The 13,293-nt window shown below is 70.3% G+C and carries 11 protein-coding genes; 8 read left to right on the top strand and 3 right to left on the bottom strand.

The window, feature by feature from the left end; all coding sequences use genetic code 11:
- Positions 1–98 precede the first annotated feature (98 nt).
- From ACIBEC_RS21535 to ACIBEC_RS21515, 5 genes are read left to right on the top strand one after another with little or no spacing between them, the layout of a single operon-like run.
- Positions 99–3,971 carry an SNF2-related protein gene (locus ACIBEC_RS21535; protein WP_396288364.1) on the top strand — a complete coding sequence of 1,291 codons (3,873 nt, stop codon included), beginning with the start codon at positions 99–101 and terminating at the stop codon, positions 3,969–3,971.
- Positions 3,968–5,182: a hypothetical protein gene (locus tag ACIBEC_RS21530; protein ID WP_396288362.1), complete on the top strand. Its 1,215-nt coding sequence runs from the start codon at positions 3,968–3,970 to the stop codon at positions 5,180–5,182. Before ACIBEC_RS21535 ends, ACIBEC_RS21530 begins: the two co-directional genes overlap by 4 nt.
- Before the next feature lie 47 nt (positions 5,183–5,229).
- A complete protein-coding gene (locus ACIBEC_RS21525; protein WP_396288361.1) occupies positions 5,230–5,532 on the top strand; it encodes a hypothetical protein in 303 nt (100 codons plus the stop codon).
- A gap of 38 nt (positions 5,533–5,570) precedes the next feature.
- Positions 5,571–5,738, top strand: coding sequence for a hypothetical protein (locus ACIBEC_RS21520; RefSeq protein ID WP_396288359.1), 168 nt, complete (start codon positions 5,571–5,573; stop codon positions 5,736–5,738).
- Between the two features lie 53 nt (positions 5,739–5,791).
- Positions 5,792–6,382 (top strand): hypothetical protein, encoded by a 591-nt coding sequence (locus ACIBEC_RS21515; RefSeq protein WP_396288357.1) that lies wholly within the window; start codon positions 5,792–5,794, stop codon positions 6,380–6,382.
- Between the two features lie 90 nt (positions 6,383–6,472).
- On the opposite strand, the gene ACIBEC_RS21510 is transcribed toward ACIBEC_RS21515, so the two are convergent.
- From ACIBEC_RS21510 to ACIBEC_RS21500, 3 genes are all read right to left on the bottom strand, one after another.
- Positions 6,473–6,838, bottom strand: coding sequence for a hypothetical protein (locus ACIBEC_RS21510; RefSeq protein WP_060880727.1), 366 nt, complete (start codon positions 6,836–6,838; stop codon positions 6,473–6,475).
- Complete coding sequence (locus ACIBEC_RS21505) at positions 6,835–7,098, bottom strand: hypothetical protein (RefSeq protein WP_396288355.1); 264 nt, start codon at positions 7,096–7,098, stop codon at positions 6,835–6,837. Before ACIBEC_RS21505 ends, ACIBEC_RS21510 begins: the two co-directional genes overlap by 4 nt.
- A 762-nt stretch (positions 7,099–7,860) precedes the next feature.
- Positions 7,861–8,289 carry a hypothetical protein gene (locus tag ACIBEC_RS21500; protein ID WP_396288353.1) on the bottom strand — a complete coding sequence of 143 codons (429 nt, stop codon included), beginning with the start codon at positions 8,287–8,289 and terminating at the stop codon, positions 7,861–7,863.
- Between ACIBEC_RS21500 and ACIBEC_RS21495 the strand changes: the two genes are divergently transcribed.
- From ACIBEC_RS21495 to ACIBEC_RS21485, 3 genes are all read left to right on the top strand, one after another.
- Positions 8,233–9,306 (top strand): hypothetical protein, encoded by a 1,074-nt coding sequence (locus ACIBEC_RS21495; protein WP_396288351.1) that lies wholly within the window; start codon positions 8,233–8,235, stop codon positions 9,304–9,306. The two genes, ACIBEC_RS21500 and ACIBEC_RS21495, sit on opposite strands and share 57 nt — an antisense overlap.
- 137 nt (positions 9,307–9,443) lie before the next feature.
- On the top strand, positions 9,444–11,432 hold the full coding sequence (locus tag ACIBEC_RS21490; protein ID WP_396288349.1) for an ATP-dependent nuclease: 1,989 nt from the start codon (positions 9,444–9,446) through the stop codon (positions 11,430–11,432).
- A complete protein-coding gene (locus tag ACIBEC_RS21485; protein ID WP_396288347.1) occupies positions 11,419–13,287 on the top strand; it encodes an ATP-dependent helicase in 1,869 nt (622 codons plus the stop codon). Before ACIBEC_RS21490 ends, ACIBEC_RS21485 begins: the two co-directional genes overlap by 14 nt.
- The last annotated feature ends 6 nt before the right edge of the window (positions 13,288–13,293 follow it).

Here is a 13,293-nt window from a genome sequence, read left to right as displayed (position 1 = left end):
GACGAGGCTGCCTGGCGTGTGTATGGCACCGGGCTGACGCACCCGCAGGTGACAATGGGGGCGGTCTCGACGGCGTCCGGTTACTGGGGGAGTGCTCTTTGTCCATCGACCGCCTGCAGCCCATCAGCCCCGCAGCGCTGGCCGCTCGTACGTCCGGACCCGGCATCCCCGCCTCACGCACCGCGCCCCGCGCCGACGGCACCTCCTCGATGAGTACCGAGGCCTTCCGCGCAGCGCTGAAGCGCGGCATTGCGCGCGATGCCGCGCCGACCGTTGCCGCGGCGGCCGCCGCCGAAGCGGCGCGCCGGCTCGCCCAGGGCCGCTTGGAGGTATCCGACCTGCGGGTGCTGCTCCTGGAGGCCCCCGGCTCGGAGGTCTGGGCGGCGGTTCGCCGTGCAGCGCTCACCACGGTCACCGCCAGCCCGGAACTGGCGCCGAGCATCATCTCCATGCACGCCCAGCTGCTCCGGCTGCCGGCGGCGACCGTCCGCGAGGGCCAGGACGCCGGGAGCCAGGACGGCTTTCACGCGCAGGCCACGCTCACGGTCGACGACCAGCAGGTCATTGGCAGCATCCAGCGCTCCCGCACCCGCAAGGGTGCCCGGCAGCAGGCCATGACCACGCTCGTCGCGGCGATCGCCGGCCTTCCCGACCCGCTCGCCGACCGTGCCGTAGAGGCATGGGGCGCATCCGTAGGCCCCGCCGTCCCGCCGTCGGCCCCGACGTCTCGCACCGGCTCGACACCCGCTGCGGGCCGCAGCCCCATCTCGGTCCTTCACGAGTTCGCCCAGGCCGGGCACACCACGGCACCGGACTTCCGGGTCACGGGGGCCGCTTCCGCCTTCACTGCCACGGTCACCGCCGTCCACCGCGGGCAGAAGCTCGCCGCGACAGGTGAGGGAACTAGCAAACAGGGCGCCCGCGCGGCCGCGGCCAACAGCCTCCTGGAAATGCTCCGGCAAGCACTGGCCGCCGACCTCCCCCCAGCTCCGGCGCCCGAGCCTCCCGCCCCGTCCGACGCCCCGGCGCTGCTTGCGCCGCTCGGCCTCGCCCGTACACAGGAGCCGCCCCCCGCCCTTCCCGCCGGCGCAGCCGAGTTGTTCCGCGCGCACCGCGTCCTGGAGCAGGATCTCGCCGACGGCGTGGCGCTCACCCTGCTGCCGGCCCGCCATCCCGCTCACAGCACCTGGATGATGTTCCGGCCGGACGGCGCACCGCTCCCCGATCTCGAACTACTGCCGGCGCCCCTTCAGCCGGTCACCCGTGACCTCGTCCTGGCCGGGACCGGCGGCATCATGCCGCGCCGCGCCACCGTGACCGGCGTGGCCGTCCCGCTCCGCCTGGCCCTCCCCCTGATCCTTGACCCCCGGGAGGGAGAGCACGCCTCGGTCGCCGGATGGCGCCACCCTCTGCGCCTGGCCCTGACGTGCGTGGCCCAGCAGCGGGTCCACCCGGCCCTGACCGACCAAGGCCAGGGCTGCTGGCGCGTCGGCCCGATCACCCAGGCCCTGCGCACCGCCGTCACCGACGTCGCCGCGCTGATGGCCCCCGAAGGTCACTGCCTCCTCGCCGGCACCAACCCCATCCGCGTCCCGTCCCCCGAACACGCGGTGTGGCCCCTGCTCGACGCCGTCGCCGACACCATGCTCCGCACCCCCGGCACCCCCACTCTCCTGGGATCCGGTCCCCACACCGGGCCCGCCGGCCAGGACGCCGATGCGACACCCGAGTTGTGGAGGTGGGCGGACGCGATCGAGGACACCGTCGATCCCCATCCCACCCCGCGCCTGGTGCTGCGCATCAAGGACCCCGACACCGCGGGCACCATCCCGTCCGCACCTGCCGTCCTGCACCTCGCCGCCCCCGATCAGGACGACACCGTTGCAGCGATCACTGTCTGGGACGGGGCTCGGCACACCCAAGCCGAGCTCACCCCCGTCGCCCTGCCCGCTGTACGCCGCGCGCTGCGCCGGGCCGCCCGCCACTACCCGCCCCTGGCGCACCTCGCCGCCCAGGAACGCCCCCACCGCATCTCCTTGACCGCCCAGGACCTGGCCCGCCTCCACGACCACGCCAGCGCCCCGCTCGCCGAGGCCGGCATCACCGTGCAGTGGCCCCCCACCCTCCTCGGCGCCCTCACCGCCACCGCCGTCATCGGCACCCACGACGACGAGGACGAGTCCCCGACGGGCGGCGGATACCTCGCTCTGGAGCGGCTGGTGGACTGCCGCTGGCACATCAACCTCGACGGTGACCCGCTGACCGAGCAGGAGATGACCGCGCTGGCCGACGCCGCATGGCCGCTGATCCAACTGCGAGGCCGCTGGCTCCTGGTCGACGCCGACACCGTTCGCCGCGCCCGCGCCCGAGACCTCGCGCCCCTGCCGCCCCTCGACGCGCTGACCGCGGCCCTGTCCGGCGCCCTCACCCTCGACGGCGAAGCCCTCGAAGCCCGGCCCGCCGGCGCCCTGGCCACCCTGGTCGGCACGCTGCGCGGCGCCCCCGACGACCCCCGGGACGTGCCGTCGCCGGCCGCCCTGAAGGCGACGCTGCGCCACTATCAGCAGCGCGCCCTGACCTGGCTCGCGAACATGGTCGACCTGGGCTTCGGCGCGTTGCTCGCCGACGACATGGGCCTCGGCAAGACCCTGACGACCATCGCCCTGCACCTGAACCGCGTCGAGACCACCCGCGCCGCCGGCCCGACGCTGGTGGTCTGCCCGGCCTCCCTGATCGCGAACTGGGAGCGCGAGATCGCCCGCTTCGCGCCCTCCACCACGGTCGTGCGCTACCACGGTGCCGGCCGGACCCTCGACCGTGACGCCCTGGACCCCAACACGGTCGTCATCACCACCTACGGCACCGTCCGCCGTGACACCGCCTTCCTCGCCGCCGCCGAGTGGGGTCTGGTCGTCGCGGACGAGGCCCAGCACATCAAGAACCCCACCTCGGCCACCGCCAAGGCGCTGCGCGCCGTGCCCGCCCGCGGCCGGATCGCGGTCACCGGCACGCCGGTGGAGAACAACATCACCGAGCTGTGGGCCATCCTCGACTGGACCAACCCCTCTCTCTTCGGCACCCGCAAAGCCTTCCGTACCCGCTACGGCGCCGTGGAGAAGGACTCCGCTTCACCGGCCGCAGCGCAACTCGCGCGGCTCGTCGGCCCGTTCATGCTGCGACGGCGCAAGACGGACCCCGGCATCGCCCCCGAACTGCCGGGCAAGGTGCACCACCACCGCATCGTCGCCCTCACCGAAGAACAGATCGGCCTGTACGAGGCATCCGTCCGCGACACCATGGACAAGATCGCCACCAGCACCGGAATCCAGCGCCGCGGCCTGGTCCTCAAGCTGCTCCAGGCCCTGCGCCAGATCTGCAACACCCCCAGCCTGTATCTCAAGGAGCCGCTGGAGAACGCCGACCCGGCCGGCCTCGCCCGCCGCTCGGGCAAGCTGGCAGCCCTGGACGATCTCATGCCCACCCTGGCCGAGCGCGGCGAAGCCTCCCTGATCTTCACCGGCTACGTACAGATGGGCCGGATCCTCGAGCACCACCTCCGCGCCCGTGGCCGCTCCGTCCGCTTCCTTCACGGCGGGACGCCCCCAGCCCGCCGCCAGGACCTCGTCGACGCCTTCCAGAACGACCCGGACCTTGCGCCGGTGTTCATCCTGTCCGTCAAGGCCGCCGGCACCGGACTGACCCTCACCCGGGCCGAGCACGTCGTTCACTACGACCGGCCCTGGAACCCGGCCGTCGAAGACCAGGCGACCGACCGCGCCCACCGCATCGGCCAGCACCGCACCGTCCAGGTCCACCACCTGATCACCGAGGGCACCGTGGAAGACCACATCAACGAACTCCTCGCCCGCAAACGCGCCCTGACCGAAGCGGTCCTCACCTCCGGCGAGAGCGCCCTGGCCGACCTCGACGACACCGAACTCAACGCGCTCGTCGCCCTGGGAACCCGATGACCGGCTCCGGCAACACCCGCAACATGGCCCCCCTCGTCGCTGCCTGGAAACAAGCCTTCCACCTGGCGACCAACGGCTCCGGCTCCTACGGCAAGGGCCTCAACCTCCACCGCAACGGCGCCGTCGCCCAGATCCACGCACAGCCCGGCCGCCTGGCCGCCGCCGTCTCCGCGAAGAAGGCCACCCACCAAGCCGTTCTGCTCCTGCCCGAACTGACCGACAGCCAGTGGGACACTCTCGCCGGCCGCCTGGCCGGCAACCCCCAAGCCGTCGCCGACCTCCTCGCCCACCGGGTCCCCGCGGCGATCGCAGACCCCGGACACGCAGGCGGCGTCGCCATCGTCCCGGACGCAGAAGAGATCACGTTCTCCTGCTCCTGCCCCACCGGCCACGCGGGCCGTGTGTGCGACCACAGCGCCGCCCTCGGCCACGCCGTCACCGAACGCCTCGCCGTCACGGCCTCCATCCTGCTCGGCGCCCGCGGCATGTCCGCCCGCAGCCTCGCCGCCCTCGTCCGCGACCTCATGGCCGACACCGACCCCGGCACCCTCCCGGCAGACGCCGACGGAACCGTCCGCGCCGACCAGCTCTACTCCCTGGCAGCCCATCGGCCACCGCACTCCCCGCCCGACGTCGACCTCGATCCCATCGTCCCGGTCACCACCACCCTCGACGACCCGCCCATCCCCGGGCCCCGCGCCCACGACCTGGCCTGGATGACCCAGGACGCCGCCGACCGCGCCCGAGCGCTCCTGACCGCCACCCCGGGCCCGCCCCACGACGACCTCGCCGACACCGTGCGAATCCTCGCCAGCCCCCACGGTATCGACCGGCTACCCGCCGCCGCCGAAGTCACGGGCTTCAGCGAAACCACACTGCGCGCCATGATGATCGGCTACCGCCACGGCGGCCCGGCCGGCGCCCATGCCACCCTCGCCGCAGCCACAGTCCCGCCGGGCACCCTGGAACAGGCCGCAGAGGCCCTCCGCACCTCCCGCGCCGTCACCCTCGGCATCATCGACATCGCCGACGGAGCGATCACCGACTCGACCGCAGGCGTCCAGATCCGGCCCGGTCTCGACGGTCGGTGGCACCCCTTCACTCTCTGGCGAGCCGATGAGTGGCGTCCCGCCCCCGGAGCCTGCGACGATCCCGCCGAAGCATTCCGCGCCGCTCGGCGCGCCCGCGCCGCACGACCGCTCAGCCGGTAGACCGACCCACAGCCGACCAGGTCACCCCACTCCGAAAGATCCACCGCATGCTCTTGGACCCGCAGACCGGCGTACGCGCCTACCAGTTCATCGTGGACCGGCTCGACGACCGGCGCCGCGAGCAATACCCCGACGGCCGCGAGACGTACGAGGACGACTGGACAGCCGCCCACGCTCTGGAGAAGTCCTACGCCGAGGCCGTATACGCCCAGGACCCCGACACAGCCGAGCACCTTCTCCAGGAGCTCATGACCATGGCCGCTCCGTGGCGAAACCATCCGCACCACCCCGACAACGACACCGAGGGCGGGCACCAGCCCGACGACGCCGTGCCGGGCAGCCGGACATGAGGCGGCAGTGGGTCCTTCCGTGCGGCATGATCGCCGCCATGGTGGTGCTCACGCCCACCGTGCTCGACACCCGCAGCACACCATGGACCATGGGATGGGTCGCCATCCTCCTCGGCGCCCTCACCGTGCAGATGCTGCTGATGCTCGTGGACCATCTTGCCCCCGATGTGGACGGCCCCGAGCACGACGACGTCCCGGAAGCCTGAACCCTCCTCCCGGTCGCGGCCAGGCTGTCGGTGCCGGGCATTACAGTCCGCATGTGCGTGACATGACAGCGGTGAGTGCGGAGGCCGCCTGGCTTCTCTTGGTCGGTCTGGCGGTGGTCGGTGCGATGGTGACCCTCGCTGACGGTCGCCTACGTTGGTATCCGAGGGGTCTGCTGCAGTGGTGCGTGGTCATCGCTCTGGCACAGGGGCCGTACGGAATGCTCCTGGCCAGCGGGTTGATCCCGCAGGCCGAGACTCCAGCCGTCCGCATCGTGATGCTGCCGACGTGGATCGCCGGCGTCGGGTTCGCGGTCTGGAAGGGCAGACATGCTGTGCTCGGTAGATGGGCGGATCAAGAGCTCGTCCGGATTCTGGGCAACCTCAACGTGTTGACCCGGATCACCGCGCTGCACCGCCGAGCCGAGGGCGCGGATACCAGGGAGCTCACTTTGCACGAGGCCCGGACCGCGCTGGGCCGCCGCCGCGGCCGTGTGGCCTTGCTGTCCTTCGAAAAGGTGATTGATCAGATGGAGGCGGAGCACCGATCCACCGAGGAGTGGTCCGAGCTCCGCTCCCGGATCCGCGCGCTGGTCACGAACTTCGTCGGCAGACCACAGCCCGACCAGGCGCCCTCTGGCGTGTGACCGACCTTGCGCGATGCGTCCGCAGGAACGCCGGTCCATGACCAAATGCGTGTTGATGGCTGAGCGACGCTCGCCCACGGCCATGCCCGATCAGCTCGTCCAGGTCTTGATCTGAGCGGCGACCTCCCGCACCGGGAGCCCGTCCCGAGCGGCGCGGGCCAAGGGAATCACGGTGTCCAGCCCAGGGCTCACCGGGAGGCCGCATGCCGACAGGTAGGCCGCCGTCACCGTGGCCGCGAACAAGAGGTTGCGCACCTCAAGACTGGGGTTCCTCGCCAGTTCACACAGCAGCGCCGCGGCCTTGTGATGGGGCTCGGGATAGACCTCGTGGTCCAGCACCTCCGCCCGATGACGCGCTTCGGCTGCGACCGGCACGCCGTAGTCGACGACCTGGGGATCCCCTGGGATCTGCTGCGCTACGGCCAAGATCCATGCGAGATCGATGCGGAGATTCACGCGGCGTCCCTCGGCGCGCGCTCGGCCAGCCCTTCCGGAAGTCCGGGGTACCGGTCTTCACCGACCTCCGCCTCGAACGCGTCCGCGTACTGGGCCAGGAACGTCGCGGCGCCGGCCATGAAGGCGGCACGTGCCTGATTTACATCGGCCTCGATCAAGTCAGCCACGTAACCCTGCAGGGTCAGGCCGCGGCGCTTGGCCCGGTCCTCGGCGGCCGCCTTGACGGCGTCGTCCAGTCGGATATTCGTCTGCTTTCCCATGCAGACCACCTTAGCTAGGTGCTGGTACCAGTGGATAGCAAATCGAGGCACGGACTCGATGCGGCACCGCCGGACCGGACGTCCCGCCGCCTCCCGGCATCGCACTCAGTCCATGAGGAAGCCCTCGCCGACGAGCTGCACACCCACCGGGACCGACCGCGACCTTGCCCATCGCCGCCAGCCCCTCTACGACGCTGACCATGACCGTAAGGCGATGAGGGCCCCCTCTGTCCGGGCAGCCTGTACGTGGCTCCAGCTCAGTGTCAGCATCAGCTCTGCCCCCCGCCGGCTCCGGGCGGGGCAGGCACTAGCACCGTCTGGGCGGTCTACCGTCCACGCTCCCAAGGCCACCGCCAGGCACGCTGCGGCGTAGGGCCGGCGTCGATGGGCGTAGGCTCGCGCGGCGCTGCGGAGCGGTCAGGCGGCAGCCCGAGCTTGTGCGGGTGTACACAGGCCGGCTCCCCGGCGAGGGTGTACCGATGTCCGTCAGCCGGGTTGAAGGATGCCTCGCGACACGGCCGGTCTAAGACGACGAAGGCCGTACGCGGGTACCGAAGGGCGGGGCAGATCCCACAGAGGGGATGGTCTGAGGCGGGATCGACATGGGGAGGGCTGCCATCCATGCCCGCACACGGTAGCGGCGCCGTCGTGGCGAGGTCGCCTCGCCCGCCCCACCGGGACCCCGCGCCGCCAGCCGCCACCTGGAGCCGGCGAAGCCGAAGGGGATCGGAGCCCCGAGTACGGCTGGTGCGGCGTCCGGTCTCAGGACGGAACCGTGACCTCCACAGGTTCGGGGATCGCAGCCCACACGGGCGAGGTGAAGCGGGCCATGTCGGGCGCGAACTTCGCCAGGGTGGGAAGGAACCGGTCCGGCTTGCCGTCGACGCCGTGGATGACCCGCACGGGCCTGCGCGTGATGTCGGCGAGGTCCTGCGCCTGGTCCATCACGGCGGTAACCGCCTGTGGGAACCGGCCACCGGCCGGGACAACGACCGGGCCCGTGCACTCCGGTCCGGCGCGCCCCACCATCACGCGGGCCTGCCAGCCGATGGGCTCGCGGTGGTAGTCGACCATGACCCGCAGAAGCCACGCCTGCGCCTCGGCGTCGGTCAGGCCGTCGATCCCGTCAGCGCCGTGCAACTGCGCAAGCCGTTCCTCGCTCGGGCCAGCCTCAGCCGCGACCTGCGCCATCCACTCATTGAAATCCGTCATGGCCTGTCAACGAGGCAATCGACGCCAGGTCGCCGCGGCTGCGTCCATTCGAGGAAGGGACAGGAAGGGGTTCTGGCACCTTGCGATCAGTGCGGCGCCAATCGACGCGCACGCGGTTACCAGCCGTACTGGAAGCCCCAGGCACCCTCGTTGGAACTGCTCGCGGCCGTGGACCGGATCCTGAACCGATACACGGACCACCTGCCCCTCACGATCAGGCAGGTCTGGTACTCGCTGATCTCCGACGGTGTACTGACCAAGGAGCCCCGCACCTACAAGCGGCTGATCGAGGTGATCGGGATGGGCCGCCGGTCGGGACGAATCCCATGGGAAGCGCTCCGCGACGACACCGAATTGAAAGCGGAACCCGCCTTCTACGCCGGACCCGACGACTTCCATGCAGCGATGCGGCAGGCGGCGGACGGCTACCGGCTGGACCGGCAGACAGGCCAGCCGATCCGGCTGGAGCTGTGGTCGGAGACCGCCGGGATGGTCAGCCAGCTCCGCGCTGTGGCTGACCCGTACGGAGTGCCGGTGTACTCGGGCAGCGGGTTCAGCGGTCTACCGGCGAAACGGACCGCGGCGCTGCGCATGGCCGCTGATCCCCGGCCCGTGAGGGTGTTCGTTGTATCGGACTGGGATCCGAGCGGAGTGCACCTGTTCTCCGCGCTCGCGGAGGACGTCGAGGCGTTCGCCGCCGTCGACGCCCCCGGGTCGGGAGTCGTCTTCGAACGTCTGGCGGTGACCGAGCAGCAGATCGAGGAACACCGGTTGCCGACCGCACCCACGAAAGCCACCGACAACCGCTCGTTCACCGGAACCTCCACCACCCAGGCTGAAGCCCTGCCGCCCGACGTCCTCGCCTCCGTCGTACGGGATGCGATCACCTCCCACCGCGATCCGCTGATCCTCGCGGGGCTCCTGAATCGCGAGGAACGCGAACGCCGCGCCCTCCTCGCTGACCTCAACATCCGCACCGACCCCGGGCCCGACTAACGACAAGACGCCGGGCGCAGCCACAGAGATCGCATCACAGGAGGCCGGCAGACCACCGGACGCTGAGAAAGGGCCCACCGACGTGACAGTCCTGGAATGATGAATCACCACATCGCACCAGATCGCCAAGGGGACGAATGGGCCTGCACATTTCGCGGATCGAGATACACAACTTCCGCAACTTCCGGCACCTGGTCATCGACGACTTCCCCGCCCACGCCGTGATCGTCGGCGAAAACGGCGTCGGCAAGTCGAACCTGCTGGAAGCGATCCGCCTGGTCCTCGACCCGTCCATCTCCGACGCACGGCGCATGCTGCGCGAGGAAGACATCTGGGAAGGACACCCCACCGGCCTGGCTGGCGGAGCCGAGGTGACCATCGTGGTCGAGCTACGAGGCTTCGACGACGACGCCGACGCCAAGAGCATTCTGTCCAGCGCCGCGGTGGACTTCGACCCCTACGTAGCCCGGCTGACCTACCGCTTCGCCCCGCGGACGGAGGTGGCAACTGCCGATGGCTCCCGTGTGCAGCCGACCGGCCGGCCGCTGACCGCGAAGGATTACGACGTCATCGTCTTCGCCGGCGACCGTGAGACCAACGACGTGCGCGCCATCCGTCGCGAAGTTGCCCTGCGCGTCCTGCCGGCCCTGCGAGACGCCGAGGCAGACCTGCACAACTGGCGGCGTAGCCCGATGAGGGATCTCCTCGAACGACTCCCTCTTGACCCGGTGAATCTGGAAGCCACCGCCTCGGCCATGGCCACGGCAGTCGACCAGCTCACCAAGGACGACAACGTCGCCAAGCTGGAGGGGCACCTGACGGACCGGCTGACAGCGATGTTCGGGCCACGCCTGGCGGTCCAGCCAACCCTGGGGTTCGCCTCCTCCAAGCCGGACGAACTGATTCGCGCCGTACGCCTGTTCTTCGACACGGCACGCCGCAGGAGCATCTCCGACACCAGCCTGGGCAGCGCCAACGTCATCTACCTCGGCCTGCTGCTCGAAGCCCTCAGCCAGCAGCGAGACGACGAGGAATTCATCGCCACCCTCGTCGCCGTAGAGGAGCCCGAAGCACACCTCCACGTCACCCTCCAGCGGCACCTCTTCGGGTACCTGCTGCGCAGCGGACCGTCGCTCGTCCTCACCACCCACAGTCCGCACATCGCCGCCGTTGCCCCGGTCCGCTCCTTCATCGTGCTGCGCGCAACGGAGAGCGGCACTACCGGTGCCACGACGTCCGCCCTCCCCGTCAGCAGCGAGCAGGCCGCGGACCTGGAGCGCTACCTCGACGTCAGCCGCGCGGAGGTCCTCTTCGCCTCCGCCGTCGTACTGGTCGAAGGACTGGCCGAGCTGTACATCCTCCCCGCCCTGGCCGAAGCCGCCGGCTTCGACCTCGACGCCTACGGCACCGTGGTGGCCAGCGTCCACGGCACTGACTTCAAGCCCTACCGGGCGCTCCTCGGTCCGAAGGGCCTCAACACTCCCCACGTGGTCATCACCGACGGAGACGCCGCCCGCGACAAGCGCGGCCGCCGGGAAGCCGGCCTCAAGCGAGGCGCGAACCTCCACCCCGAGGAAGCCCGCAGCAAGGCGCTCCTGGACCAGATTGCCCTCCTGCCGGAAACCGACGCGGCCGGCTACCAAACGACCCGTGATCCCCTCGCCTCGGAACTCCAGAACTACGGTGTCTATGTCGGTGCCCAGACCCTGGAGACCGACCTGTGCTCCATGTTCGGCGAGGAGATCGTCCAGGCTTTCAAGGAGTTGAACAGCTACGCCACCGCGATCGACGACGTGAGCCGCGGGGTCGCCAACGAACTGAACACGACGGTCGACCCCGAGCTGCGGAAGAAGATGCTCAAGCGCATCGGCGACCTCGGCAAGGGCCGCTTCGCACAGCGCCTCGCCGCGCACATCGCCCAGGTCGACCTGGACGCCCGGATCCGGTCCGAAGCTCAGATCGCGGACGAGGTCCCGCTGGACGAGCATGCCCTCCGCCGTCTGGGCACGGCTTCCTACCTCTTCCTGGCCATGGAACGCATCAGCCTCGCGGCCCGCGGAACCTCACTGCTCACCGGCCACACGGCGCCACAGGTCAATGGGCAGGGCAGCGATGCAGGTCAGTGACACCCTGCTCGCGGAACTCGACAGTCTGCACCCCAGGCAGCGGACCGCCGTTCTCCACGACGGCAACGTCGTTCTGCGGGCCGGTCCCGGAAGCGGGAAGACACGCACCCTCGTCGCCCGGATCGCCTACGTGCTCCAAACACAGATCTCGGCCTTCCGCGGCGTGGCCTGCATCACCTACACCAACGCGGCGGCCGAGGAGATCCGCCGCCGCGTGCTGCGCAGCGGCGTGCGCGCCGAAGGGCGGATCACCTGCTCCACCGTGCACGCCTTCTGTCTGAACGAGATCCTCCGCGCCTTCGCACACCTGACCGGGCAGTCGGCACCTCAGGCAGGACAGGTCCTCAACAAGACGGCCACCGAAGCGCTCCTTCAACACTGCTTCGACCAGGTCGGCATCGCCGAGGTCCTCGCCCAGCACCGCATGCCCCAGAGCACCCGGATCCGCCGGGCCCTGGCCTGCAACGAGAACCTGGACAGCTTCGACCCGCGGGAAGTCCAGGCGGCACGCCTCTACGAGGAGCAGCTCATCCTCCGAGGCGAGATCGACTTCGAGGCCATGGTCACCCGGGCCGTGCACATCGTCAGGGAGCACGCACATGTCCGCGACCTCCTGCGCTCCCGCTTCCCCCACCTCGTCGTCGACGAGTACCAGGACCTCGGCGGAGTCCTGCACGAACTCGTCCTTGCCCTGCGCGACCTGGCCGGCATCACCGTCTTCGCCGTTGGGGACACCGACCAGTCCGTCTACGGATTTACCGGAGCCGACGCCAAGTACCTGACCGAGCTGGCAGGCCGAGCGGACTTCCTTGATCTCGAACTCGAGGTCAACTACCGCAGCGGCCAGGACATCATCACGGCCGCCGAAGCCGCCCTTGGCCTTTCCCGTGGCCGCCTCGCCCGCGAAGGCGCGCCCCCAGGCGACGTCAACCTCGAACGGGTCGAGGGAGGGCTCGCGGACCATGCCCGCGTGACCTGTGATCTTGTCGAGCAGGCGCAGAGCAAGGGCATCAGCCCCGAGCGGATCGCCATCCTCTACCCCGCTCGCGGTCGCCTGCTTGACGAAGTCCGCAGCGAGCTCACCCGACGCGGGCTGGACTTCCGGCACGAGGGTGACGACAAGCTCCCCGCCGGCAGCCTTTCCCGCTTCGTCCAGCGGTGCGCCAGCCGTGCCGTCACCAATTACCAGATCCACACCGCATCTGGCGCCGATCGCGCCGACATGCTGCGCCGTACGCAGGCGCCATCGCTTGCCTCCCTGGCCCGCGCCTTCACCACGCTGCGTACCGAGGCCCAGCTCGCCCCGTCCTCCTCGCGGCTCTTCGTGCCCAGGGCTCTGCAGCTGTGTCTCGACCCCGAGGAGCTCTACCCAGCCGAAGACCCTGCCCTCGCCTGGCTGGAGCAGTTGCGTGCCGGCTTGGCTCTCGACGAGATAGCCGCGGGGCACCCCGACCAGGACAACATGAGCAGCCTCGACGGCCTGGCCGGCCTGTGCAGGTCCAAGGACCTTCTGCTGCAGGACCTTGCGCGCGGCGAGGAAGTCATCGGGAAGGTGTTGCTCGCCACCTACCACGCAGCCAAGGGCCGAGAGTTCGACACCGTGATCCTGCCGGGCCTCCTCCAGGGCCTCATTCCGCGTGATGTCCCGAGCGGGAAGCAGTGGCGGAAACCCACGGAGGCGGAGCTCGCGGAGCAGAGGCGCACCTTCTATGTCGCCCTCACCCGTGCCGAGTCGACCGTGACCATGATCGTCGGCCCGGGGTATGAGACCAGAAACGGGTACTGGATGTCCTTTGGGCCCTCAGCCTTCGTGATCGAGATGGTGCGGCGGCTCTTCCCCGACGAACAGACCTGACCAGGC

Origin of the sequence: Kitasatospora sp. NPDC051164 (assembly GCF_044455625.1) — a bacterium.
In the GTDB taxonomy this organism is placed as follows: Bacteria; Actinomycetota; Actinomycetes; order Streptomycetales; family Streptomycetaceae; genus Kitasatospora.
The sequence above is the reverse complement of the archived record's forward strand: the minus strand, read 5'-3'. Positions and strand labels throughout refer to the sequence as shown.